Origin of the sequence: Dokdonia sp. Hel_I_63 (assembly GCF_007827285.1) — a bacterium.
In the GTDB taxonomy this organism is placed as follows: Bacteria; Bacteroidota; Bacteroidia; order Flavobacteriales; family Flavobacteriaceae; genus Dokdonia.
In genome coordinates, this window is sequence record NZ_VISD01000001.1 from 1,294,557 (window position 1) to 1,319,215 (window position 24,659).

Sequence of the window (24,659 nt, forward strand, 5' to 3'; positions counted from 1 at the left end):
CGCTTTCGCGAAAGGATAACGTAAAAAAAAATCGGCTACCCTGTGAAGGATAACCGATTTTCTATTATTGATTAGTGTAAGTGTTTAAAGACTTACAGCTATATGAGAATTAATCTCTCTTGCGATCGTCACGTCTGTTATCGCGACCACCACGGTTGTCACGACCACCACGATCATTGCTGCGCTCTCTAGGAGCTGGTGGAGTGTAACCTTCTGGCTTGTCTAATAACGCCTTGCGAGATACTTTCTCCTTACGAGTACGCTTGTCTATACCGAAGTATTTTACTTCAAGCTCTTCACCCATAGAAAGTACGTCACTAGCATTTTCTGTACGTTCCCAAGCGATCTCAGATACGTGTAATAATACCTCATTACCCGGAGCGTCAAGATATTCTACTACTGCACCAAAATCTAGCATCTTGATTACCTTCACCTTGTATGTGTTACCCACAACTGGCTTAAATGTAATAGAGTCTATCTTTGCAAGTACGGCGTTGATACCTTCTTGACCTGTACCTAAGATTTCTACAATACCTTCTTCTGTTACTGGATCTTCGTTGATAACGATAGTAGTTCCAGTTGCTTTTTGAAGTTCTTGTATTACTTTTCCTCCTGGGCCTATTAATGCACCAATGAATTCATTAGGGATACGTACACCTACCATTTTTGGAGCGTAGTCTTTTACATCCTCACGTGGAGTTGCAATAGTCTCTACAATCTTATCAAGTATGTGTAAACGACCATCTCTAGCTTGCTGTAATGCAGCTACAAGAATCTCGTATGATAATCCTTTTACTTTAATGTCCATCTGGCAAGCAGTAATACCGTCTGCCGTACCTGTTACTTTAAAGTCCATGTCTCCTAAGTGATCTTCATCTCCAAGGATATCGGAAAGTACTGCATACTTTCCAGAAGCACCGTCAGAGATAAGACCCATTGCGATACCAGAAACTGGCTTCGTCATCTGGATACCTGCATCCATCATTGCCATTGTACCTGCACAAACTGTTGCCATAGATGAAGAACCGTTTGATTCTAACACCTCAGACACTACACGTACTGTATAAGGACAATCTGCTGGGATCATTCCTTTAAGACCACGTTGAGCAAGGTTACCGTGACCTACCTCACGACGTGAAGTACCACGTATAGGTCTTGCCTCACCTGTACAGAAAGGAGGGAAGTTATAGTGAAGGTAGAAGTTTTCTTCTCCTTCATATGATGGCATATCTATTTTATTTGCATCTCTAGAAGTACCTAGTGTTACTGTAGCAAGTGCCTGAGTTTCTCCACGTGTGAAGATTGCAGATCCGTGTACAGATGGTAAGTAATCTATCTCACTCCAGATAGGGCGTATCTCTGTAGTCTTACGACCATCAAGACGAAGACCTTCGTTAAGTGTAAGATCACGTATTGCAGCCTTTTCGGCAGCACGGTAATACTTAGATACAAGTCCACCAAAGTCTTCAAGTTCTTCCTCAGAAAAAGTTGCTTTGATTTCTTCTTTAATTTCTTTGAAAGCAGCGCTACGCTCGTGCTTTGCAGATCCGGCTTGTGCAATTGCATATACCTTATCATACGCCATGTCGTGTACCTTTTGCTTAAGGTCTGCATCTTCTCTTTCGGCTGGGTACTCACGTACTTCTTTTTTACCAAAAGCTTCTGCAAGACGAAGCTGTGCAGCACACTGTACTTTAATGTGGTCGTGAGCAAATTTAATTGCGTCTGCCATTTCTTCTTCAGAAATTTCATCCATCTCACCTTCTACCATCATTACAGAATCTGCCGAGGCTCCTATCATCATATCGATGTCAGACTCTTCTAGCTGTGCTCTTGTAGGGTTAATGATAAACTCACCGTTTACACGTCCTACTCTAGCCTCAGAGATAGCACACTCAAATGGGAAGTCAGATAATTGGATAGCAGCACTTGCTGCAAGACCTGCCATTGCATCTGGCATAACGTCGTCATCATGAGACATTAACTGGATCATCACCTGAGTTTCAGAGTGGTAATCTTTTGGGAATAATGGACGTAATACACGATCCACAAGACGCATTGTTAATACTTCACCATCAGATGGACGCGCTTCTCTTTTAAAGAAACCACCTGGGTAACGACCTGCTGCTGCAAACTTCTCACGGTAATCTACCGTAAGTGGTAAGAAGTCAAGATCTTTTTGTTCGTAGTTTGACACTACAGTACAAAGCAACATACACTTTCCAGACTGTACTACTACAGATCCGTGTGCTTGCTTTGCAAGTTTTCCTGTTTCGATAGAGATTTCTCTTCCATCACCAAGGTCAATGACCTCTTTGTAAACCTTTGGAATCATAAAATTTGTTTTTCACCTCGATCTATGTCGAGATATTCCCACGTGCAAAGGATTGCGATAATCCCGCTTTCGCGAAAATTGTTAATGGTAGAATACCCTTCGTGGGTATTCCATGTGTCGTTGCGTTGTGTAGTTGATGTATCTGTAAAAAGATACGGGATGATTAAGGGTAGTTACTTCCCAAAAATCTGACACCAATGAAAAACTAGCTGTGAAAGCTTTCTCTGCCTTTTTGTTATGATGTGTAATCATACAAAAGGACTTATGTAATATGTTTTACCTTGAGGCAAAAATCTGAAAATTTTAGTAACTAACCATTACAGTTTAGTGGTACTGTATTTTCAGAATGTGATCCGTTTTGAAATTTCGCGAAAGCGTATCTCTCAAAACATCGGTATTCAATATATAGAAAAAGGGAGCCGTGAGGCTCCCTTTTTAAAAAATTGTTATTTACGGATACCTAGTTCCTTAATAATAGCTCTGTAACGTAAAATGTCTTTCTTGATTAAGTAATCAAGTAATGAACGACGCTTACCTACTAGCATTACTAGTGAACGCTCTGTAACATAATCTTTACGATTTGTTTTCAGGTGGTTTGATAAGTGTGAGATACGTTGTGTAAAGATTGCGATTTGACCTTCAGCAGATCCTGTATCGTGCTTTCCTTTACCGTGTTTTGCAAAAAGCTCTTGCTTTTGTTCTTTTGTTAAATACATTCCAGTATTATTTTAAATGAAATTCATGTATTGATAGCGTCTCTATCAGCGTGCAAAGATACATTATTCTTTGTATTATCAAACAGTTGACGCTTAATTTACAGCCATTTCTGTAAATAAGACCTTTTAGTGTTAGTTTTTTAATTGCAATTATAGAATTATCAAGTGTTTGTATATCAATAAAATCACGTTAAAGGGTATGGGTAATACCGATTAGCGTGATTTTAATGTTGTTGATGTTTTGAGTTACTCTTTATAATTAGCTATTTGCTTCAACCAACTCTTTGTTTTTACTTAATGTAATTGCTAGGTTACCTAATAATACACCATAGATAACTTTAGAACTTACATCTGCAATAGTGTATACTAGTTGTCTAGCCATCACGCCATCTTCACTATATAAAAATCCGTCTACTCCAGTAAGGTATGGCATTAAGTAAGCTCCTGGATATAAAGTCCATGATATTAAAAATAAGATCCAGATATTAGAAAGTATTTTTTGTCCTGCAGGAGAAATGCCTTCTTTTCCTTCTTTGATTACCTTTTTCATTACCCATAAAATATGGAAGAAAAATGCAGATGAAATAGCTCCCCATACTAAAAAGGCAGTCAAGTTACTTACTTCATAAAACTGACCAATGTATCCAGTAATAATCATCATTGCCCCAGAAAACCAGAACTGATTACGTACAGAGCTAAATTTTGAAGAAGTTAAGCTTACCACAAATAGAATTTGGAATAAAAGCATAGGTACATCGATGAGCCAGTTGAGATAACGATATCCATTATTAAATAAATCTCCACTTGGATCTAGAAAATATCTTCCTACTTCCTCATTATAAGTAAAACTTGATGTCCAGTTTTGTGCCTGCGCATATAAAAGTAAAAATGCCGATACCATCACCACAGCTGATAATATGTTCGACATTTGGAATTTTTTATCTACATTTTTGATAGTAAGGGTAAAGTAGAGTAGCCCTGCGAGCATTACTGCATATCCTAAAGTGAGAATATGTGATGTAAATTGATAAGCAATCTCAGAGAAGCCTTCTGTCGCGCCTATAAAGTTTTCAAAATTTGCATTTCCTAGTTCTTGTGTCATAGCAATTTTTTTATGGTTTTCTTTTTTCCATAAAATTACGACTAACGATTAATTTGTTTAAGTTATTTAATATTTAATTAAACAAAATTAAGAAAACAATAAGAGTGCTAGGTGTATATGCGACTTATAAGGTGCTTTTAGGAGGAGGTGAGTTCTGTAAATAATCCCTCTAGGCTCACGTTTTTTTGATTGAGTTGTAAGATTTTAAGGTCGTTATCATGAGCAAAGTCAAAGACCTTTGCTCTCATATCATATTGAGTACTAAAGGTAATTTCATAAGTGAATCCTGTAGTATTTTTTACAGAAGCTACTTTGTCTAGCCTGCTCAATGCAACTTCTTCTACGCGGTAATCAAATTCGGCAATAACTATTTGCTGCTGTCCATCGCGTAGCTCCGTCATTTTTTTGTCGGCTACTATAGTTCCTTTATTAATAATAATGACACGATCACAAATGGCTTCTACCTCTTGCATGATGTGCGTACTCATTAATATCGTTTTTTCCTTACCTATATCTTTAATGAGATTTCTAATGTCTAATAGCTGATTAGGATCTAGCCCTGTAGTTGGCTCATCAAGAATCAATACTTCTGGGTCATGTAGCAAAGCAGTAGCAAGACCTACACGCTGTCTGTAACCTTTTGATAGTTGGCTTATTTTTTTATGTGCCTCAGAAGTTAGTCCTGTGAGGGTGATAACTTCATCTATGCGTTCTTTTGATACCTTATAAACTCCTGCATTAAACGCTAGATATTCTCGCACATACATTTCCACATAAAGCGGATTGTGTTCTGGTAAGTATCCCACAGCGCGACGCACTTTTTGTACATTATTTTTGGTGTCGTGGTGATGTACTGTTGCTGTTCCAGAAGTAGGAGTGAGGTAGGTGGTGAGTATTTTCATTAATGTACTCTTACCAGCACCGTTAGGACCTAGAAAGCCTACAATCTCACCTTTTTGTAAGGAAAATGAAATGTGATCAAGCGCTTTCTGAGTGCCGTACATTTTTGTGATGTCTGTTACTACAATGGACATAGAGGAGTATTTAATACTGTAAATGTAAGAATTGATAACGGGAGGATACATTTAAAAGTGTGACGATCATCTAAGCTAAAGAGATTTTAAAATAGAAATATATATCATATTCTCATTTTCACTAGTTTATAGATGTTTGATTGATAATTCCTCAAAATCTATGCTTAATAAAAAATATTTCATAAAAGGATATAAATAAATTGGCTCATTAGATATTTTTTCTACTTTAGCAGTCAAATAAGTCAACATGTTATCAAACGTTTATTATTGGAACAATTTTTTCTATTTCTTCTTTTACGGGAAGAGATCAGGGTTGATATTGTGCTAATTTAATAACACTCAATATTTCAATAAGTCCTGATAAATTTTTATCAGGGCTTTTTTTTTGCACAATTATGAAAGTAGCAATACAAGGCGTACAAGGATCATTTCATCACAAGGTGGCTCAAGAATTTTTTGGGGCAGACGTTGCTGTGGTGGAGTGCATGTCTTTTCCTAGGCTAGTAGACGCACTAGTAGAAGGTGAAGTACAAGATGCTGTAATGGCTATAGAAAATAGTATCGCAGGAGCAATACTCCCTAATTATGCATTACTAGATAAACATGATTTACACATAGAAGGAGAGTTCTACCTTGACATCCAGCATCAGTTAATGGCGCTACCAGGTCAAGGCATAGAGGATATAAAAGAAGTGTGGTCACACCCTATGGCAATCTTACAATGTCGTGAGTTTTTTAGAAACTACCCAGACATAAAACTTGTAGAAGATACAGATACCGCAGGCGTAGCCAGAGAGATACAAGAAAAGCAGTTACAAGGAATTGCAGCCATAGCCAGTACAGCCGCAGCAAGTATTTACAAACTAGAAATCATAAGAGCGTCCATACAGACCATCAATGAGAATGCAACGCGATTCTTTATTTTAAATAAGGATAAGAAACAAGTAGAAGGTGTTATTGATAAGGCATCTCTAAGATTTTCGGCAGATCATAAGCGAGGTAGTCTAGCGGCAATTTTAAATGTGCTGAGTGATTGCAAGATGAATCTTACAAAAATTCAGTCCATGCCTATTATCGAGAAGCCGTGGAAGTATGCATTTTTTGTAGATGTCACTTTTGAAAAAATAGAAAGCTTTAATAAGGCAGTACAATTACTAGAGATCATGGCAAATGACTTTAAAGTACTAGGAGCCTACAAAAACAGAAAGCAATGATGCAACCAGCAAATAGGTTACAGGAAACCAAAGAATACTACTTTTCGCGAAAGCTAAAGGAAGTTCGCGCACTCATTGCAAACGGTCATCCTGTGATCAATATGGGAATAGGAAGTCCAGATATGCCGGCGCCTCCGGCAGCCGTTGCAGCTATGCTCAAAGGCTTACATGATAGTGTGGCTCACCAGTACCAGAGTTATACCGGCATACCTGAGTTGCGAGGAGCTATGGCAGATTTCTACAAAAAGCAATATGGAGTAATCGCAAATCCAGACACTGAGATATTGCCACTTATGGGTTCTAAGGAAGGGATTATGCACATCTCGATGGCATTTTTAAATCCTGGTGATAAAGTCCTTTTTCCTAACCCTGGATACCCTAGTTATGCTGCGGTAACAAGACTTGTGGAGGCAGAAGCAATTACATACGATCTTAATGAGGAGAACGGATGGTTGCCAGACTTAAAAGCACTGGCTGCTCAAGATCTTTCGGGTGTAAAAATAATGTGGGTAAATTATCCTCACATGCCTACTGGGACTAAGGTGCCAGATGGATTTTTTGAAGAATTGATCGCTTTCGCGAAAGCGCAACAACTTCTAGTAATCAACGACAACCCATATAGTTTTGTACTTAATGACAATCCGCAATCACTGCTAGCAGTTCCCGGAGCGTCTGAAGTAGCCCTAGAACTTAACAGTCTGAGTAAGACCTTCAACATGTCTGGATGGCGTGTAGGAATGGTACTAGGAAGTGCCGAAAACATAGGACACGTATTGCGTGTAAAATCTAACATGGATAGCGGTATGTTTTACGGCATACAGAAAGGAGCTGTAGCGGCCTTAGGCTTAGGAGATGACTGGTTTGAGCATATCAATACCATTTATGGACGCCGCCGTAAACTAGTTTATGAGCTTGCCGAAAGGTTAGGTTGTACATACGACAGAGATGCTGTAGGATTATTTGTCTGGGCAAAACTGCCAGAAGGAATCGATGCCGAAGTCTTTATAGATAACATCTTGCTCGAGAAATTCATCTTTATTACACCCGGAACCATTTTTGGAACGATGGGGAAAGGATACATCAGGTTTAGCCTTTGTGTAAAAGAAGAAGAAATTAAAGAAGCAATAAGTCGATTTTAAGATAATTAATAGCTGGATATGAGGTGTTTTTATCAGTAAGGCACTGAATTTGAGCAATTAGAGAGTAATATTTAGATAATGAAAGACATTTACATCATAGGGTTGGGGCTTATAGGAGGATCATTTGCGCGAGATTTGCGCGAGCAAGAACCTGCGGCAACTATTTATGGTATAGATGCAAGTGAAGCCCACGTAGCCGAAGCATTGTCATTAGGTTTTATAGATAAAGGCGCCGTACTAGAAGATATTAAAACAGCAGACCTCGTAGTGCTAGCAATCCCAGTAGATGTTGCTATTCATGTACTACCAGACGTTCTTAATTATATAGGAGACGATACGATTGTGGTAGATATGGGTTCTACTAAGCAAGCCATTTGTGAAGTAGTGGCATTACACCCTAGACGTCGCAACTTTCTTGCATGTCACCCAATAGCAGGAACCGAGTTTTCTGGACCTAGTGCAGCGATTACAGGCTTGTATAATGGGAAGACCAATATTATATGCGAGGTAGAGAAAACAGCTTTTAAGCTGCAAGAAAAGGTGCTCGACCTATTTAAGAATATGGGCATGCGCATACGCTACATGGATCCGGTGTCTCATGATAAGCATATTGCATATGTGAGTCACCTCTCACACATAAGTGCATTTATGCTAGGTAAGACGGTCATACAAAAAGAGAAAAATGAGCGTGATATTTTTGACATGGCGGGTAGTGGATTTGCATCTACCGTGCGCTTAGCAAAAAGTAACCCAGTTACATGGACCTCGATTTTTAAAGAGAATAAAGAGAATGTCTTAGAGACGTTAACTGAATATATTGCAAATCTCAACGATTTTAAAATGCTTTTGGAAAATGACGATTTTCAAGGAGTACACGATGAGATGGAAAACACGAACCACATTAAGGAAATATTAAACGGAATTAAATAGTTTTGCGCTTTCGCGAAAGCGTAAATATCAAAAGCCCGAAGCGGCACAAATTAAATGTTATGGAAAATAAGAAAGAACTTAGAAACTGGTTAGACGCTTTTGGCCTTGATCACCCTCTTGTAATTGCAGGACCTTGTAGTGCAGAGACGGAAGCGCAGGTGCTTAAAATTGCTCACCAACTTAAAGATACAGATGCTACGGTATTACGTGCAGGGATCTGGAAGCCAAGAACGCGTCCAGGAAACTTTGAAGGAGTAGGAGCTCTTGGTCTTAAATGGTTGCAAAAAGCCAAAGAAGAAACGGGAATGCTTACTACGACAGAGGTTGCAAATGCAAACCACGTAGATCTAGCACTTGAGGCAGATATTGATATCTTATGGATAGGTGCTCGTACAACAGTATCTCCATTTATCGTTCAAGAAATTGCAGAAGCTCTTAAAGGAACAGATAAAACGGTGCTTATTAAAAACCCAGTAAACCCAGATCTAGCCCTATGGTTAGGAGCGGTAGAGCGTTTTTATACTCAGGATATTAAAAATCTAGGAGTAATACACAGAGGTTTCTCTACGTATGAAAAGACACGCTACAGAAATAATCCAGAATGGCAAATAGCGATTGATCTTCAAAATAAATTTCCAGATCTTCCTTTAATTCTTGATCCGTCACACATTGCTGGACGTCGTGATATTATTCATGATTTATGCCAGACAGGTCTTGATCTTAACTATGATGGTATCATGGTGGAGACACATTATGATCCAGATAATGCATGGAGTGATGCTGCGCAGCAAATCACACCAGCTACGCTCGTACAAATGATGAAGGATTTAAAAATCCGTAAAGAAGAAGGTACAGAGGTAGAGTACAATAATAAATTGAACACATTACGTACTAAGATTGACGTGATAGATCACCAGCTTATTGAAAGCTTAGGGAAGCGCATGAAAATCTCTGATAGTATAGGAGAGCTTAAAGCAGAAAATAACGTTTCAATCTTGCAGACTAAACGCTGGAATGAAATCTTAGGAAAGATGATTCTAGAAGGAGAGCAAAACAATCTAAGTGAAGAGTTTATACTACGTGTATTTAAAGCAGTACACCAAGAGTCTATAAACCACCAGAAGAAAGTTGCTAGATCGTAAGATTTTAGATAACTAACTATAAAAAAAAGGCTCAACATTATGTTGAGCCTTTTTTTTGCTTTTTGGAAAGTGAATTGATTAATCTTTCTTAGTGTAAGCAAGTCTTCTTGAAGCTTTTCTCATTAAGACATTTACCAAGTCTTCAGGAGAGCTTCCAAGTCCACCACGTACTTTTTTGTTGTAGTTCCATAAAAGTTGGCCATCTGCTCCATTATTTACGTTCATGTTTACAATAGCACTATTTGTAGAACCACCAAAGCCTATTAGTAAAGAAAGTGCAACGCTTGCTCCTTCGCTCATAGGTTTGTTAGTTTCATAATCTCCAGATATGATTGCATCTACTTCAAGAATTTTTGCAAGTTCGTCAGTAGTATATTCATACATGTTGTCATAGTCAATACCTTCCTTTTTTAGTAAAGCATTTGTTCTAGAGGGTTGCTGTATTTCTAATGTTGTGAGTTTACCTCTCTTTTTTCTCTTTAAAAACCAAGAAAACATACCAGTTTGTAATCCCTCTCCTTCGGCTTTTTCAAGACGGCTTAGTTGCTCATCTGTCATATCTTTCATTTGCCTAGGTCTAAGCTTTACCTGAGTTTTAAATGGTACGATAGCGATAATTTTATGCTCCTTAGCAATTTCATCAAACGCTGGGTTTTCATACAGGCTTGTTTGAGCTACAAGGAATGGAGCCATTAAAATAAATGCTGCAATAAAAAGAATTGATTTTTTCATTAATATAATTTTTGATTGATTTATTGCGCTAAAATATTAAAATCTTGCTGTAAATTCCTACAATTCTTAAAATTATGGCAAGTAGTTTTTCTAATATTTCTAGTGAGTAACTAAAAAGAAGGTATTTTTGTACCTGACACAAACGTATGACAGGAACTGTTTATAAATCTACTGGAAGTTGGTACACCGTAAAGGCGGATGACGGCCAGTGGTTTGAATGTAGAATAAAAGGAAAATTCCGTATTCAAGGAATTAAGAGTACAAACCCAGTTTCGGTAGGTGATGTTGTAGACTTTGATCTTGACACCAAAAGTGATGTAGAGACAGGAGTAATTACAAAAATTCACGATAGAGATAACTACATTGTACGTAAGTCTGTAAACCTTTCTAAACAAACGCACATCATTGCTAGTAACGTAGACACAGTGTTTTTACTTGTAACGCTTAACAATCCGCCTACATTTACGGCATTTATAGATCGTTTCCTGGTAACTGCAGAGGCCTATCATATTAAAGCTGTATTGCTTTTTAATAAGATTGACACTTATAATGAAGAGGAGATTATGGAGATAAAATATCTTGCGGCAATGTATCGTGAGATAGGGTATGAGTGTGTAGGGATTTCGGCAATTACAGGTAAAAATATCGATACTGTAAAGGAGATGATGACGGGTAAGACGTGTATGTTTACAGGTCATTCTGGAGTAGGAAAATCTACGCTGGTAAATGCTATCGAACCTACGCTAGACCTTAAAACTAAGCAAATAAGCGTGCAGCACAGTCAAGGACAACACACGACTACTTTTGCAGAGATGTTTGATCTACATTTTGATGCACGAATTATCGATACTCCAGGAATTAAAGGTTTTGGAATTGTAGATATGGAGCGGGAAGAAATAGGAGACTATTTTCCTGAGTTTTTCGCTTTAAAAAGCGAGTGTAAATTCAATAATTGTTTACACCTCGAAGAACCTAAATGTGCTGTAAAAGAAGCGCTAGATAATGATGAACTCCACTGGTCGCGTTATAAAAGTTATACCCAAATGCTAGAAGGGGATGACGAACAGCATTACAGAAAAGATCACTACCCAGAAGAGCAATAATAATGAAGGCAGTAATTCAGCGAGTAACAGAAGCCTCTGTCACTATAGATGGAGTTGTAAAATCTGAGATTAACCAAGGGTTACTTGTATTGCTGGGTGTTACTCATGATGACACGAAAGAAGATATTGAGTGGCTCACAAATAAAATAATTGGCCTACGAATTTTTAGTGATAATGATGGCGCAATGAACCTTTCTGTGGGTGATGTTGATGGAGATGTTTTGGTGATTAGCCAGTTTACGTTATATGCGAGTACCAAGAAGGGCAACCGTCCTTCATTTTTAGAAGCAGCACGACCAGATAAGGCAATCCCTATGTATGAGGAGTTTGTAAGTATGCTTTCGCGAAAGCGCAATAGGCCCACCTATTCAGGAGAATTTGGTGCAGATATGAAGGTTCAATTACTTAATGATGGGCCTGTTACGATTGTGATTGATACAAAAAACCGTATTTAATTCTTGTAGGATAATTCTTTAAGTCCTACTTTGGCGCATAATTCATCAATCATCAATCAATTAATGCGTTTTCTTTACTTTCTTGCCTTCTTAGGCTTTACTTCTGTGATGTATAGCCAAGATTTTAACTATGCTATAACTGATATTCCTGAGGAGCTAACAAACAATGCAAATAGTGTAGTACGATTAGATCAATATTTTATAGATATTCCAGATATAGCGCGTATTGCTACTACTCATAAGCGTATCGTTACAGTGCTTAATAAACTTGGTAATAACGATGTTGGTTCGTCAATCTATTATGATAATTCTTCTCGGGTCAAGAGTATAAAGGCAACAGTTTATGATGCTCATGGTAATGAGGTTAAAAAGTATAAGCAGCGTGATTTTAACGATGCGAGTGCTACAGACGGTTTTAGCTTACATTCAGATACAAGGGTTTTATATTTAAATTACACACCCAGTTCTTATCCTTATACAATTGTTGTGGAGAGTGAGAAAATATCTAAAACTACTGCATTTATACCGCCAGTGTATAGTAATACTAATTATTATAGCAGCACACAAAAGATTGAGTACGATATTTCCTATAATCCATCTCTTGGATTGCGATATATACATGAAGGCGATCGTAAGGATTTTTTTATAAGAGAAGAAAGTGGAGCACTACACATCGAGGCAAGAAATATTATGGCCGTCTCTCCCGAAGCATTTGCGCCAAGTTTTAATACCATAGTTGAGCACATCATTTTTGGCCTAGATAGATTTAATTTAGAAGGTGTAAATGGGAAGGCAGATGATTGGTTAGTATTTGGGAAATGGATGGATGATAACCTATTGAATGGAACTCAGGATCTGCCAGAAGACACAATAAAGACTATAAAAGAATTAGTAGTTGGAATTGATGATCCTGTTATTAGAGCTCGGAAAGTGTATAATTTTGTACAAAACAAAGTGAGATACGTGAGTATACAAATAGGGATAGGTGGCTGGAAACCAATGTTGTCATCTAAGGTAGATGAAGTGGGATATGGTGATTGTAAAGCTTTGTCAATGTATACTAAAGCACTGCTAGAGGTTGCAAATGTCCCATCCTATTATACAGTGGTATATGGCGATTCAGATAAAAGAGATATACGCCCAGATTTTGCTAGTGTGCAAGGCAATCACGTTATATTAACACTACCTCAAGAAGACAATAGTTATGTGTGGTTAGAGTGCACAGATCAACAAGTGCCTTTTGGCTTTATTGCGGGATTTACAGATGATAGAGATGTGCTAATAGTCACCCCAGAAGGTGGTGAGATCATTCATACTAAAAAATATACGGCTCAAGATAATTTTCAATATTTAAAAGGAACATATACACTAAATAATAGTGGTGATATTATGGCAGAAGTACGTATGTCATCTGGCGGTATCCAATATAAAGTTAGGAGCAAACTAGATAAAGACAACGATGATGAAAGAAAAAAGTATTACTATGATTTTTGGAATTATATAAATAACCTACAGTTAGGGGATTTTACCTTTAAGAACAATAAAATCGATGCTATTTTTGTTGAGAAAATTTCATTTACGGCTCGCAACTATGCCACTTTAGCAGGTCAAGAAATGATAGTGCCTATAAATGCATTTAATAGATTTTCTGCTTTTCCAGCAGGGGCAATTGAGCGTACACAGGACGTCTCTGTTGCCAGGGGATTTAGTGATACAGATAGTACAGAGATTGTTATTCCGTCTAATTATATCGTTCAATACATACCAGAGAATGTCACATTGGATACAGAATTTGGGAGGTATGCCATTGCGTTTGAAAAGATTTCAGAAAATACACTAAGCTACAAGCGATCGTTAATCCTTAACGAGGGAGCTTATGATAAATCTAATTATAAAGAATTTCGATCATTTTTACGTAAGGTGGCAATCAATGATAAGCAGAAGATGATTTTAGTGAGCAAATGATTAAATAGTCTCTATAAATTAAATTTCGCATTTGTGGCACTTTCGTGAAAGAGTACACTGGCACATATTATATTAAAAATTTACCTACATAATTTTATGAATAAACAACAATTAGTTTTGCTCCTTCTAAGCTTTTTAGCGCAGAAAACTATTTCTCAAAATTATAATTTTGGTAAATTAAATGAAAGTCATTTTGAAGTTAAGTTAACAGATCTACAAAAGAAGGCTTCGGCAGCTATTCTTTTTAAGAACCGTACATCCAAGTTTACTATTGAAGATGATCGTGAAGGATGGTTTGTTGCTTCAACACATTATAAGGTTATTAAAGTTCTCAATAATGATGGTTTAAATGAAGGTGATATTAGTGTGAGAATTTATAAAAATGATGGTAAAGAAGAACGAGTTTTTGATATAAAAGCAAACACTTACACTTTTACCGAGGGGGTTTTGAAAAAAACAAAACTAAATAAAAAGGACATATATGTTAATGAGATAAATAACAACTGGAATGAAGTAAGTTTTGCAATACCTGATGTTAAGGTAGGAAGTATCTTTGAGTTAAGCTATGAGGTTTATTCTCCTTTTTGGAAAATTGATGATTTAGTCTACCAAGAAAATGTTCCAGTACTTAAGTATCATTCCGAAGTTTTTTTACCAAGTTTCTTTACATTTAATAGATTTAAAAAAGGCTATCTACCTTCTCAGTCAAACGATCAATATCATTGGAAATCAGTAAACATCTCCACTTCTTCTGATGGAGGATATGGTTCAGTTAGTCATAGGTCTGGTTTAGCAAACTTAAGTTTTGACCAGCTAGAAAGTACATTAGACCTTACTGATGTGCCAGCCCTTAGAAAAGAGGGCTTTACAAATAATATTGAGAATTATAGAGGTAGTCTTATTTACGAATTAGCTTCCTATGAAATTGAACCAGGAAACAAAGTTCAAATTTCAACGGATTGGGATAATGTTTCTCAACAAATTTTTGATAATAAACATTTTGGAAAAGCAATAAGTGATAGAAAATTCCTTAACGCAGAAGCGAATCGATTTCGTCAGATCGGAACAAGTAAATCAGAATCCATTTCTAAGGTTTTTGAATACATAAAGAAGTCCATGGCTTGGAATGGAAAAAACGGCAAATTTGCAGAAAAATCACTCAAAGAAGCATTTGAAATTGGCAGTGGAAATATTGCAGAAATCAACCTTAATTTAGTCGCATTATTACGACAAGCGGGGTTTATCGCTTATCCAGTACTTGCAAGTACAAAGGCCCACGGTGTTCCGTCATATCCCACATTAGAGGGCTTTAATTATGTCCTTGCAGTAGTTTTTCTTGATGATGAATATATACTTCTAGATGCATCAGAAAAGTTAGCGCCGCCAGGTGTTTTGCCTAATCGTGTTATAAATTGGGAGGGATTGATTCTACGAAAAAATTCAACTCCTAAGAAAATTAATTTATTTCCGACAATAAAGAGTCGTAATGATATTTTAGTAGACGCAACCTTGGGAGCAGATGGTGTCATAAAAGGAAAGTATAAACAAAGAGGGACATTAAATGAAGCATTGGAAATGCGAAACGATATGCTCTTAATAGATAAAAGTAACCTTGAGGAAAGAAAATTTACAGAGTATCAGCTTGCTGACATCTCTAATTTTAAGATCGATAATACATCATTAGATAGACCATTTACAATAGGTTTTGATTTTAAGAGTGACGCATTCGTTGAAAAAATTGGAAGTAAATTGTATGTATCAAGTACATTATTTTTAAAAGAAAAATCTAAAATACTTTTGAGCGAAGATAGACTGTATCCAATAGATTTTGAATACCCTAAAGTGCATAGAAAGTCTGTTATATTAAATATACCAGAGGGTTATAAGGTTGAGTCTTTGCCAAAACCCGTTAATCTTACTTTGAAGGAAGGAGAATTATCTTATATATTAAATGTTAATGTTCAAAATGGAAATGTGCAAATAATATTAGAAGAAACAATTAATACAGCTTTAATGCGTCCACCATCATTTTCAAATATTAAAAAGTTTTTTGAGGGCAAAATGAATGCCGAAAATCAAAAAATTGTACTTATTAAAAAATAAGTTCTGGATAATTTAGAATTGTAACAAGTTGTAGGCGATATGATTTATACTCACCGAGTGCGCTATTTTAATTAACTAACTAATGTGTCTCAGCTCACTGAGTAAGGGAGAAATTCAGGGTGGTGACTAAGGTCAATTCTTGCCGATATTGGCTAAAAGTGAGAAAGAGAGTACTAAAAGGTCTAGGAGAAGAGCTCGCCAAGCTGGAGATTGTAGTGTTATTTTTGGTTAATCAAAATGGAGTGAATTGTCAAATGGCTTTTGGTATAACTTAATATAAATAATAAGATTGATTATCATTTTTGCTACAATATCAAGATATTAAAGTGATATCCTAAGCTTTTAAATAACCACATATGGCTATTAGTATTAGTGGTTATGTGAAAACCACTATTATAAAACACGAAATTTTAAATAAAAAAATCACAGCTTGACAACTCAAAACCTTGCTCAAAAAAACATTACCAATATGAATAAATTAATACTTCTCATTTTTATTACAAGTTTATCTGCAACAACTTGCTTAGCACAAAATTATAAATTTGGAAAAGTCTCTAAAGAGGAACTGATGCAAGATGTGCACCCTAATGAGCCGGAAGCTGATGCTGCAATTTTATATAGATTATTTAGAACAAAATTCAATTACACTAATGACGAGGGCTTCACAGCAACCACAAATTTTCAAGATCGTATAAAAATTTATAACGAGAAAGGTAATGATTGGGCATCAGTTAGCATATTCCTTTATACTGGCTCAGGAGGTGCGGAAAGTATAAGTGGTCTCAAAGCGTACACGTATAATCTTGATGGAAAAATAGAGAAAACTAAATTAGACAGAAAGAATATTTTCGAAGACGAGGTTAATGAGAATTATACTAAGGTAACTTTTTCGATGCCCAATATAAAAAGCGGATCGATTATAGAATATGAATATAGTATAAGGTCGCCGTATTTAACCACTTTTGATAAGTATTACTTTCAAGAATCAATACCTGTTGATGTAGTAGAAATGACTGTAGCTGCCCCTGAGTATCTTGTTTATAAAACTCATCGTAATGGTTGGGTACCTTTTTCTATTGCCAAAAGTTCACGAGAGGGTAATCTTCAAATAAGTTACAAGGAAAAATCAACTTCTAAAATTAAACAACCAGAAAATAGAACTCGAAATATAAAGTATAGAGAAGATGTTTCTGAAGTAAATTTAAAAAATGTACCATCTCTTAAATTAGAGCCTTATGCGGGTAATATAAATAATTACCGTACTACTTTACAGTTTGAATTAGAAATGACTCGTTTCCCTAACGATTCACCAGAATTTTTTACAACAAGCTGGGATGAGGTTGCGAGTACTATTTATAAATCTTCAGATTTTGGATCTCAACTTAATAGACAGAGTTTTTTCAAGGATGAGGTTGATAAATTAATTGCTGGAATGTCCGAAAAGGAAAAGGCAATAAAGATTTATGATTATGTCAGGAATAAAATAACGTGGAATGGCAATTACGGGATTTTTGTAGAGAATGGAACAGCTAGTACCTTCAAAAACAAATCTGGAAACATAGCAGATATTAATCTGTTGCTGGTGTCGATGTTGAAGTATGCAGGAATCAAGGCAGATCCTGTTTTGTTAGGTACAAAATCTCATGGAATTTACCTTTTTCCTACGAGAACTGGATTTAATGCTGTTATAGCGGGAGTAGAGATAGAAGGGGAATTAGTATTGTTAGATGCTTCAGATAAATTAGGTAGTCCTAATGTATTGAAAAGTCAATTACTCAATTGGTTTGGAGGAAGAATGGTTGATGATGATGGTACATCTAAGGCAATAAGCTTAAAAAATGCAACAGCAATACACTATGCCCTTGCTAATGTAAATTTAGATGATACGGGAATTGCCAGTGCATCAGTAAAAAATAGATTTGCAAATAATTATGCGTCTGAAATGCGAAAGTCTTTATATGGTAAAGAAGAGACTGAACTTAATACAGCAGTCTCTGCAGAATTTAATGATACAGAAATAGAAAATCTGAATGTTTCTGACTTATTAAATACATACAAGCCATTAAGTGTATCTTTTGATGCAGATGTTGCTAGTTATTTTGAGACTATAGGTGATAAAATTTATTTGAACCCACTTTTTTTTTATAGTACAGACGAAAATTTATTCAAGTCTGATGAAAGAACACTACCTGTAGATTTTGATTATTCTCGTTCGGATCGAATAACCATCAATATAAGTATTCCTGAGGACTACGTTGTAGAGTCTCTGCCAGAACCATTAGTGGTTTCTATGGTGGATGGTATAGCTTCTTATAAATATAATATCTCGAACGCTACGGCAGGTTTGTCTATTTCAGTGCAACGAACTATAGATACACCATTAGTAGCAGTAGATTATTATAAATCTTTAAAAGCTTTTTTTGAGATGATTATTAAGAAAGAAAGTGAGAAAGTTGTCTTCAAGAAAGCCTAGAGACTGCATATTTTTAAATAGATTGCACTATGTACTAATAAAATGAATTAAATGAACATTTCAGACTCACAACAAGCAGTAGACGATTGGATAAAAGCTCACGGAGTGCGCTATTTTAATGAACTTACTAATATGGCTCAGCTTACTGAAGAGGTAGGAGAAGTGGCGCGCATCATCGCACGTCGCTATGGGGAGCAGAGTGAGAAAGAAAGTGATAAAGGTAAAGATCTAGGTGAGGAACTTGCAGATGTCATGTTTGTAGTATTATGCCTGGCAAATCAGACTGGAGTTAATCTTCAGGAAGCCTTTGATAAAAAGCTTGATATAAAGACTAAGCGTGATCACGATCGTCATCACAATAATGAGAAATTGAAATAATAGCCTATGCTCTTAAAAGTACAACATACTGCAGCCAGCACTAGTGGTGAGATACAAATCACAGGGTCAAAAAGTGAGACTAACAGACTGCTTATTTTACAAGCGCTCTTTGATGGTATTGTAGTAAAGAATATTTCAAATAGTGATGATGCTGCGGTGATGCAAAAGGCACTAGCGTCTACAGAAAGTGAGGTAGATATTTACCATGCAGGTACGGCAATGCGTTTTCTTACCGCTTATTTTTCTATACAAGAAGGTAGAGAGACGTTGCTCACGGGTAGCGAGCGCATGCAGCAACGCCCTATGGCAATATTGGTAGAAGCATTGCAGCAGTTAGGTGCTCAGGTTTCTTATGTAAAAAATGATGGGTATCCGCCGCTTCATATTAAAGGAAGCAAACTCACAAAAAGTGAGGTTACGCTCAAGGCAAATGTGAGCAGCCAGTATATCTCTGCACTTATGATGATGGGAGCAGCGCTAGAAAATGGACTTACCATTCATCTCGATGGTAAAATCACTTCGGTGCCATATATAAACATGACGCTAGCACTATTACACCAGCTAGACATTGAGGCTACATTTGTAGGTCAGATTATAACTATCAAACCAGGAAGAACGAGTAGAGCGCATAGAGAAATCACAGTAGAGTCAGACTGGAGTAGTGCTTCGTACTTTTATAGTATTGTTGCGCTTTCGCGAAAGCGTACTTTAGATACTTCTATCACCATAAGTAGTTATAAAGAGGATAGCTTGCAGGGTGATGCAGTATTGCAAGATATTTACAAGCAGCTAGGTGTAGTTTCTGAATTTAGTGGAGATAAACTTACCTTGTCACTAGCCAAAGATTTTGAACTTCCTGAAACAATCACTTTGGATCTTGCAAATGCGCCAGACATTGCGCAGACTATAGCAGTTACCTGTTTAGGACTTGGTGTAGGATGTCATCTTACGGGATTGCATACCCTCAAAATAAAAGAAACAGACAGGCTAGAAGCACTACGAGAAGAGATTACAAAGCTAGGCGGTGGGATTATGATAACAGATACAGACCTTACGTTACTGCCACAAGAAGCAGCGCTTAACGAGAATATTACGATTGCGACATATCATGATCATCGTATGGCAATGGCTTTTGCGCCACTAGCGCTATCGGTTCCATTGTTGATAGATGATGCGGGTGTGGTGTCTAAGTCATATCCAGATTTTTGGAAAGATTTAGAAACTTTAGGCTTTGGTCAAGAGATAATTGGCTAAACACTTGACAACGCCTATCTCAAGATTGTATCTTTGCGATCTTGCAAATGAGCGGTTCATACTGCTTTTGTGAGCACAAAAACTAAAATAAAAACCCTTTATGAAGTTATCACATTTTAACTTTGATTTGCCAGATGAATTACTAGCAGATCGCCCAGCCGAAAATCGCGACGAGTCACGCCTTATGGTACTTAACCGAAAAGAGCAGACTATAGAGCACAAAATGTTTAAAGACATTATTGATTATTTTGAGCCGGAAGATGTGATGGTGCTTAATAATACCAAGGTTTTTCCAGCACGTTTATACGGTAATAAAGAAAAAACTGGAGCACGTATCGAGGTATTCTTGCTTAGAGAACTTAACTCAGAAACACGCCTATGGGATGTTCTTGTAGATCCAGCACGTAAAATACGTATAGGTAACAAGTTGTACTTTGGTGACGATGAGAGTCTAGTAGCAGAAGTAATTGATAACACAACATCAAGAGGACGTACACTTCGTTTCTTATATGATGGATCTTACGAGGAGTTTAGAAAAAAGCTAACTTCACTAGGAGAGACGCCATTACCTAAATATATTAATAGAGAGGTAGAGCCAGAAGATGAAGATCGCTACCAGACTATTTATGCAACAGAAGAAGGAGCTGTAGCCGCGCCTACTGCAGGTTTACACTTCTCAAAGCACTTGCTTAAGCGTCTTGAGATTAAAGGAGTAGACTTTGCTGAGGTTACACTACACGTAGGTCTAGGAACTTTCAGCGCAGTTGAGGTAGAAGATCTATCTAAGCATAAAATGGATAGTGAAGAGGCATATATACATAAGCCAGCAACAGAAATTATCAATAAAGCGCTAAAGGAAAAACGTCGTATTTGTGCCGTAGGTACAACCTCGATGAGAGTGATGGAAAGTGCTGTTTCTAGTAACCATACACTTAATGAGTTTGGTGGATGGACTAACAAATTCATCTTCCCTCCATACGACTTTAGTATCGCAAACTGTATGATTACAAACTTTCATACACCTAAGTCTACTTTGTTAATGATGGTTTCTGCATTTGCAGGTCACGATTTTATGAAGAGAGCTTATGAAGAAGCAGTAAAAGAGAAATATAAATTCTACTCTTACGGAGACGCAATGTTGATTATCTAATTTCAGCAGATATAATTATAAAAACCCAGACAGCAATGTTTGGGTTTTTTGTTTTAGGAGCATCACCTTGTGGTATTTGTTGTATCTAGTTTCCCGCTTTCATTACAATTCCTCGCGCCGGCTTCGCCAGGCAGCTGTGGGATTTTCATTACAATCGGGGCTAGAGAGTTAAGCTCGTTTGCGTATGCTAGTGTTCTTAATGCTCATCATTAAGTTGCTTCACAATGGCTGCAATTTTTTTGTTTTTTGAAGTTCGATCTAAAACCTTAGGTGGAGCTTGTCGCACTTCGCAATCTATAATAGCACAGCGCTCGCAAGTAACTCCTACGTTACGAGTAGGGATATTTGGATCCTTAAGGAATTTTATTTTACGTTCTAGTTGTTTATTAATAAGTAGACCTATGCTTATGCTTCTAAACTTGTTTTCTTTAAAGGGGTCTTTTGTAGCGGTGGATAGTACCAAGTATCGTACACCTTCATTTTCATAATTAGAAATTTGCAAGTCAAACTTACTATTCTCGCTACTCTTAGGTAGATCTTTAAGCACTTGTAATGACACCCACCTTCTGCAGTAGTGTTCATCACTCTCATTTGCTCGTGGAGCATGCTGGTGTGCTAGGTGTAGCTCCTTTGTGAGGTGAAATTTAGTGTCGTTAAGCTTATGTGTAAACCGTAAGAAAAACAAGTTTTTAATGTTGAATTCTTTAGGTAAGATATTTGTAAGTCGCTGATAGAAAGACTCAGGCGATGCATTGAACTCATTTGTAATGTGCTCAAAAGTATTTTTTTGAAATGTACGCTCCTTAAAAATATCTTTAATTTTCGTCGTCAGATTTTTACTAGGAATGATCAATGCTCCTGCAAAGTAAGAGGCATAAAAATTATTAAGCACTTGGTCAAAAGTTTCAAAAAGAATCCATGGGAAGGTGTATAGCCTTTCTGTAATTTCCAGATAATTATAGGCTATTTCTTTTGCGTAGATAAATGTGCGTTGTGACTCATCTACATCACTTGCAACTAGTAGGGAGCGTGACTTTGGGATAAAAACAGATCGTAGGTTATCTAAATCCTCATGTTTATCTAGTTCATCATTTTTTATAGTGTAGTTATACTCTTCTATGAGAATTTCTTCTAGCTCATTTGATGAGATACCCTGTCCTTGATTTATTTGATAAGACTTTACAAAGTCGAGCACTTTTTGCTCTATGTTGTCAAAGTAGTTGTTGTTTGCCTCTTGAAATGATCGCACAGAGGCTAGAAAAAAGCTTTCTCTGCTAAAGTTATAGTGTTGCGCAATCTCTATAATCGTGCTTATGAAAGCGTTGACTTTAGCTGGTGCATTAGATACAATATCTATCAGGTCACTTTCCTTAATCCCAAAAAGCTCAAGAGGTATTTCTTTAAGAATCTTTGATTTTAAAATTTCACCTATAGGAGCAAGATTTTTATCAAGTTTCAAAGAGACCATTTGATCGTATGGAATGTCTAATTTTTCCGAAAGTGTGACAATCTTATCTGGTTTTGGATATTTTTTTCCATTTTCAATTTCATTTAAATATGATTTTGAAAGGCCTGTGAGTTTTGATAATCCAAATAGGGATAAATTCTTCTCAGTCCTTATCTGCCTTAGCTTTAAGCCAAATATAAGTTTGATATCTTCTTCTTCCATATACACAAATATACCACTTTCTGCGAATAGTCTATTTTAGTGAAAATTAATATTTAGCGAACGTTCGCTTTTTTAATCAAAGTATTTTTTTTAACATTGTGCCATAGAATTTTAAAAAGATAATTATGGCTCCTGAAATAAACCAACATGCACTAAGCTTTAGCAACCAAGTAAATAGCTATTATTCAGAAATACTAACTGATGATGCATTAGACTTCATTAAGGCACTTCATGAAAATTTTAATGCCAAACGTTTAGAATTATTACGTGCTAGAGAGCAACAACAGTTACTATTTGATCAAGGTCATAAGCCTGTCTTTCCTTTTGAAACACAAGAAATAAGAGAAGGCGAGTGGACTGCGGGAGAGATTCCTCAAGACTTGCAAGATAGAAGGGTGGAAATCACGGGACCTACAGATCGTAAGATGGTTATTAACGCACTTAACTCTGGTGCAAAAACCTTTATGGCAGACCTAGAAGACAGTACTGCGCCTACATGGAGAAATGTGATGGAAGGTCAGATTAACTTGCGAGATGCTGTAAATAAAACGATATCATATCATCACCCTACTAAGGATAAAAAATATACACTCAATGATGCTGTTGCTACATTACTGGTAAGGCCAAGAGGGTGGCACCTTAATGAAAAACATGTTCTTGTTGACGGCGTAGAAGTGTCTGGGTCTTTGTTAGATTTCGGATTGTATTTCTTTACAAACGTACGTCAGTTATTAGAAAATGGTACAGCACCCTATTTCTACATAGCAAAACTTGAGCATTACAAGGAAGCGAGACTATGGTATGAGGTTTTTAAATTTTCTCAAGATTACTTAAATATTCCTGAGGGAACTATTAAATGTACCGTACTAATTGAGACGATAACGGCAAGCCATCAGTTGGATGAAATTATTTATGAGTTAAAGGATTATATCGTAGGTCTTAATTGCGGTCGCTGGGATTATATATTCTCGTATATCAAGAAGTTTAGAAATGATCCTGATTTCTTAGTTCCTAACAGGGATCAAGTAGGAATGACGGCGCCTTTTATGGACGCATATTCTAAGTTGGTAATACAAAGGTGTCACAAACGCGGGATCCTCGCAATAGGAGGTATGGCAGCGCAAGTGCCTATTAAAAATGATCCTTCGGCAAATCAAGCGGCTTTAGAAAAAGTAAGAAAAGATAAAGAACGCGAGGTAATAAATGGACACGATGGTACATGGGTTGCTCATCCAGCACTTGTTCAAATTGCGATGGATGAGTTTGATAAACATATGCCTACAGCAAATCAACAGCACATTACAAGAGATGATGTTGTGGTAACAGCAGATGATCTAGTTGCAATTCCTGCGGGGACAGTTACCGAAGCTGGAGTGCGTAAAAATATTAATGTAGGAATACTCTATCTCAACGCATGGTTAAGTGGTCAAGGTGCGGTAGCTCTTTATCACTTAATGGAAGACGCTGCTACTGCCGAAATATCAAGAACACAAATCTGGCATTGGATAAAAAACAAAGCAGTGCTGGAAGATGGAAAAGCATTTACAAAAGAATACTTCAATGAGCTTTTTGATGAAGAAGTTGAAAAAATCATTACTGAAGTGGGCTCTTATGAAATAAAAGAAACTCAGTTTGAGAATGCATTTAACCTCTTTAAAGAACTGGTCTTAGCAGAAGACTTTGAGGAGTTTTTAACCACCCCAGCTTATAAATTTCTTTAGATAAATATCCATAAGCTATTTCTCAAATAAGTATAACAAAACTA

The 24,659-nt window shown here is 36.7% G+C and carries 19 protein-coding genes; 13 read left to right on the plus strand and 6 right to left on the minus strand.

Annotated features, from left to right (window positions below):
- Positions 1 to 109: 109 nt before the first annotated feature.
- From JM84_RS05725 to gldA, 4 genes are all read right to left on the minus strand, one after another.
- On the minus strand, positions 110 to 2,335 hold the full coding sequence (locus tag JM84_RS05725; protein ID WP_144783191.1) for a polyribonucleotide nucleotidyltransferase: 2,226 nt from the start codon (positions 2,333 to 2,335) through the stop codon (positions 110 to 112).
- Positions 2,336 to 2,781: 446 nt separating this feature from the next.
- Positions 2,782 to 3,051 carry a 30S ribosomal protein S15 gene (gene rpsO, locus JM84_RS05730; protein ID WP_013750004.1) on the minus strand — a complete coding sequence of 90 codons (270 nt, stop codon included), beginning with the start codon at positions 3,049 to 3,051 and terminating at the stop codon, positions 2,782 to 2,784.
- Positions 3,052 to 3,310: 259 nt separating this feature from the next.
- The gene (locus JM84_RS05735) at positions 3,311 to 4,153 is read right to left on the minus strand and encodes a bacteriorhodopsin (RefSeq protein ID WP_144783193.1); all 843 of its coding nucleotides are present in this window, start codon (positions 4,151 to 4,153) and stop codon (positions 3,311 to 3,313) included.
- A 137-nt stretch (positions 4,154 to 4,290) separates the two neighbouring features.
- The gene (gene gldA, locus JM84_RS05740) at positions 4,291 to 5,187 is read right to left on the minus strand and encodes a gliding motility-associated ABC transporter ATP-binding subunit GldA (protein ID WP_144783195.1); all 897 of its coding nucleotides are present in this window, start codon (positions 5,185 to 5,187) and stop codon (positions 4,291 to 4,293) included.
- Positions 5,188 to 5,582: 395 nt separating this feature from the next.
- On the opposite strand from gldA, the gene JM84_RS05745 reads away from it, so the two are divergent.
- The 4 genes from JM84_RS05745 to JM84_RS05760 all read left to right on the plus strand — a co-directional run bounded on the left by JM84_RS05745 (position 5,583) and on the right by JM84_RS05760 (position 9,612).
- Positions 5,583 to 6,401 (plus strand): prephenate dehydratase, encoded by an 819-nt coding sequence (locus JM84_RS05745; RefSeq protein ID WP_144783197.1) that lies wholly within the window; start codon positions 5,583 to 5,585, stop codon positions 6,399 to 6,401.
- A complete protein-coding gene (locus tag JM84_RS05750) occupies positions 6,398 to 7,540 on the plus strand; it encodes a pyridoxal phosphate-dependent aminotransferase (protein ID WP_144783199.1) in 1,143 nt (380 codons plus the stop codon). Before JM84_RS05745 ends, JM84_RS05750 begins: the two co-directional genes overlap by 4 nt.
- 78 nt (positions 7,541 to 7,618) lie before the next feature.
- Positions 7,619 to 8,470, plus strand: a complete 852-nt coding sequence (locus tag JM84_RS05755) for a prephenate dehydrogenase (protein WP_144783201.1) — start codon at positions 7,619 to 7,621, stop codon at positions 8,468 to 8,470.
- A 59-nt stretch (positions 8,471 to 8,529) separates the two neighbouring features.
- Positions 8,530 to 9,612 carry a bifunctional 3-deoxy-7-phosphoheptulonate synthase/chorismate mutase type II gene (locus JM84_RS05760; protein WP_144783203.1) on the plus strand — a complete coding sequence of 361 codons (1,083 nt, stop codon included), beginning with the start codon at positions 8,530 to 8,532 and terminating at the stop codon, positions 9,610 to 9,612.
- A 78-nt stretch (positions 9,613 to 9,690) separates the two neighbouring features.
- Here the strand turns inward: JM84_RS05760 and JM84_RS05765 are convergent, their stop codons facing one another.
- The gene (locus JM84_RS05765; RefSeq protein ID WP_144783205.1) at positions 9,691 to 10,344 is read right to left on the minus strand and encodes a hypothetical protein; all 654 of its coding nucleotides are present in this window, start codon (positions 10,342 to 10,344) and stop codon (positions 9,691 to 9,693) included.
- 146 nt (positions 10,345 to 10,490) lie between these two features.
- Here JM84_RS05765 and rsgA point away from each other — a divergent pair, with 146 nt between their 5' ends.
- The 8 genes from rsgA to queA all read left to right on the plus strand — a co-directional run bounded on the left by rsgA (position 10,491) and on the right by queA (position 21,225).
- Positions 10,491 to 11,447 carry a ribosome small subunit-dependent GTPase A gene (rsgA, locus tag JM84_RS05770; RefSeq protein ID WP_144783207.1) on the plus strand — a complete coding sequence of 319 codons (957 nt, stop codon included), beginning with the start codon at positions 10,491 to 10,493 and terminating at the stop codon, positions 11,445 to 11,447.
- Between the two features lie 2 nt (positions 11,448 to 11,449).
- A complete protein-coding gene (gene dtd, locus JM84_RS05775) occupies positions 11,450 to 11,902 on the plus strand; it encodes a D-aminoacyl-tRNA deacylase (protein WP_144783209.1) in 453 nt (150 codons plus the stop codon).
- A gap of 63 nt (positions 11,903 to 11,965) precedes the next feature.
- Positions 11,966 to 13,867: a DUF3857 domain-containing protein gene (locus JM84_RS05780; protein ID WP_144783211.1), complete on the plus strand. Its 1,902-nt coding sequence runs from the start codon at positions 11,966 to 11,968 to the stop codon at positions 13,865 to 13,867.
- Between the two features lie 96 nt (positions 13,868 to 13,963).
- Positions 13,964 to 15,970 carry a DUF3857 domain-containing protein gene (locus JM84_RS05785; RefSeq protein WP_144783213.1) on the plus strand — a complete coding sequence of 669 codons (2,007 nt, stop codon included), beginning with the start codon at positions 13,964 to 13,966 and terminating at the stop codon, positions 15,968 to 15,970.
- A gap of 469 nt (positions 15,971 to 16,439) precedes the next feature.
- Complete coding sequence (locus JM84_RS05795; protein WP_144783215.1) at positions 16,440 to 18,443, plus strand: DUF3857 and transglutaminase domain-containing protein; 2,004 nt, start codon at positions 16,440 to 16,442, stop codon at positions 18,441 to 18,443.
- A gap of 51 nt (positions 18,444 to 18,494) precedes the next feature.
- Complete coding sequence (locus tag JM84_RS05800; protein ID WP_013749990.1) at positions 18,495 to 18,821, plus strand: nucleotide pyrophosphohydrolase; 327 nt, start codon at positions 18,495 to 18,497, stop codon at positions 18,819 to 18,821.
- Positions 18,822 to 18,827: 6 nt separating this feature from the next.
- Entirely contained in the window at positions 18,828 to 20,075 is a 1,248-nt protein-coding gene (locus JM84_RS05805; protein WP_013749989.1) for a 3-phosphoshikimate 1-carboxyvinyltransferase, read from the plus strand.
- Between the two features lie 100 nt (positions 20,076 to 20,175).
- On the plus strand, positions 20,176 to 21,225 hold the full coding sequence (gene queA, locus JM84_RS05810) for a tRNA preQ1(34) S-adenosylmethionine ribosyltransferase-isomerase QueA (protein WP_013749988.1): 1,050 nt from the start codon (positions 20,176 to 20,178) through the stop codon (positions 21,223 to 21,225).
- 196 nt (positions 21,226 to 21,421) lie between these two features.
- On the opposite strand, the gene JM84_RS05815 is transcribed toward queA, so the two are convergent.
- Entirely contained in the window at positions 21,422 to 22,894 is a 1,473-nt protein-coding gene (locus JM84_RS05815) for a helix-turn-helix domain-containing protein (protein WP_013749987.1), read from the minus strand.
- A gap of 125 nt (positions 22,895 to 23,019) precedes the next feature.
- On the opposite strand from JM84_RS05815, the gene aceB reads away from it, so the two are divergent.
- Positions 23,020 to 24,615, plus strand: a complete 1,596-nt coding sequence (aceB, locus tag JM84_RS05820) for a malate synthase A (RefSeq protein WP_013749986.1) — start codon at positions 23,020 to 23,022, stop codon at positions 24,613 to 24,615.
- Positions 24,616 to 24,659: the final 44 nt, after the last annotated feature.

Excerpts from the sequence above, each read along its gene's own strand:
- JM84_RS05755 (WP_144783201.1), top strand. The coding sequence starts at position 7,619 with ATGAAAGACATTTACATCATAGGGTTGGGGCTTATAGGAGGATCATTT.
- JM84_RS05815 (WP_013749987.1), bottom strand. The coding sequence starts at position 22,894 with ATGGAAGAAGAAGATATCAAACTTATATTTGGCTTAAAGCTAAGGCAG.
- gldA (WP_144783195.1), bottom strand. The coding sequence starts at position 5,187 with ATGTCCATTGTAGTAACAGACATCACAAAAATGTACGGCACTCAGAAA.
- JM84_RS05760 (WP_144783203.1), top strand. The coding sequence starts at position 8,530 with ATGGAAAATAAGAAAGAACTTAGAAACTGGTTAGACGCTTTTGGCCTT.
- JM84_RS05780 (WP_144783211.1), top strand. The coding sequence starts at position 11,966 with ATGCGTTTTCTTTACTTTCTTGCCTTCTTAGGCTTTACTTCTGTGATG.
- JM84_RS05795 (WP_144783215.1), top strand. The coding sequence starts at position 16,440 with ATGAATAAATTAATACTTCTCATTTTTATTACAAGTTTATCTGCAACA.
- dtd (WP_144783209.1), top strand. The coding sequence starts at position 11,450 with ATGAAGGCAGTAATTCAGCGAGTAACAGAAGCCTCTGTCACTATAGAT.
- JM84_RS05785 (WP_144783213.1), top strand. The coding sequence starts at position 13,964 with ATGAATAAACAACAATTAGTTTTGCTCCTTCTAAGCTTTTTAGCGCAG.
- JM84_RS05725 (WP_144783191.1), bottom strand. The coding sequence starts at position 2,335 with ATGATTCCAAAGGTTTACAAAGAGGTCATTGACCTTGGTGATGGAAGA.
- JM84_RS05805 (WP_013749989.1), top strand. The coding sequence starts at position 18,828 with ATGCTCTTAAAAGTACAACATACTGCAGCCAGCACTAGTGGTGAGATA.
- JM84_RS05800 (WP_013749990.1), top strand. The coding sequence starts at position 18,495 with ATGAACATTTCAGACTCACAACAAGCAGTAGACGATTGGATAAAAGCT.
- JM84_RS05745 (WP_144783197.1), top strand. The coding sequence starts at position 5,583 with ATGAAAGTAGCAATACAAGGCGTACAAGGATCATTTCATCACAAGGTG.
- JM84_RS05750 (WP_144783199.1), top strand. The coding sequence starts at position 6,398 with ATGATGCAACCAGCAAATAGGTTACAGGAAACCAAAGAATACTACTTT.
- JM84_RS05765 (WP_144783205.1), bottom strand. The coding sequence starts at position 10,344 with ATGAAAAAATCAATTCTTTTTATTGCAGCATTTATTTTAATGGCTCCA.
- queA (WP_013749988.1), top strand. The coding sequence starts at position 20,176 with ATGAAGTTATCACATTTTAACTTTGATTTGCCAGATGAATTACTAGCA.
- rpsO (WP_013750004.1), bottom strand. The coding sequence starts at position 3,051 with ATGTATTTAACAAAAGAACAAAAGCAAGAGCTTTTTGCAAAACACGGT.
- JM84_RS05735 (WP_144783193.1), bottom strand. The coding sequence starts at position 4,153 with ATGACACAAGAACTAGGAAATGCAAATTTTGAAAACTTTATAGGCGCG.
- rsgA (WP_144783207.1), top strand. The coding sequence starts at position 10,491 with ATGACAGGAACTGTTTATAAATCTACTGGAAGTTGGTACACCGTAAAG.
- aceB (WP_013749986.1), top strand. The coding sequence starts at position 23,020 with ATGGCTCCTGAAATAAACCAACATGCACTAAGCTTTAGCAACCAAGTA.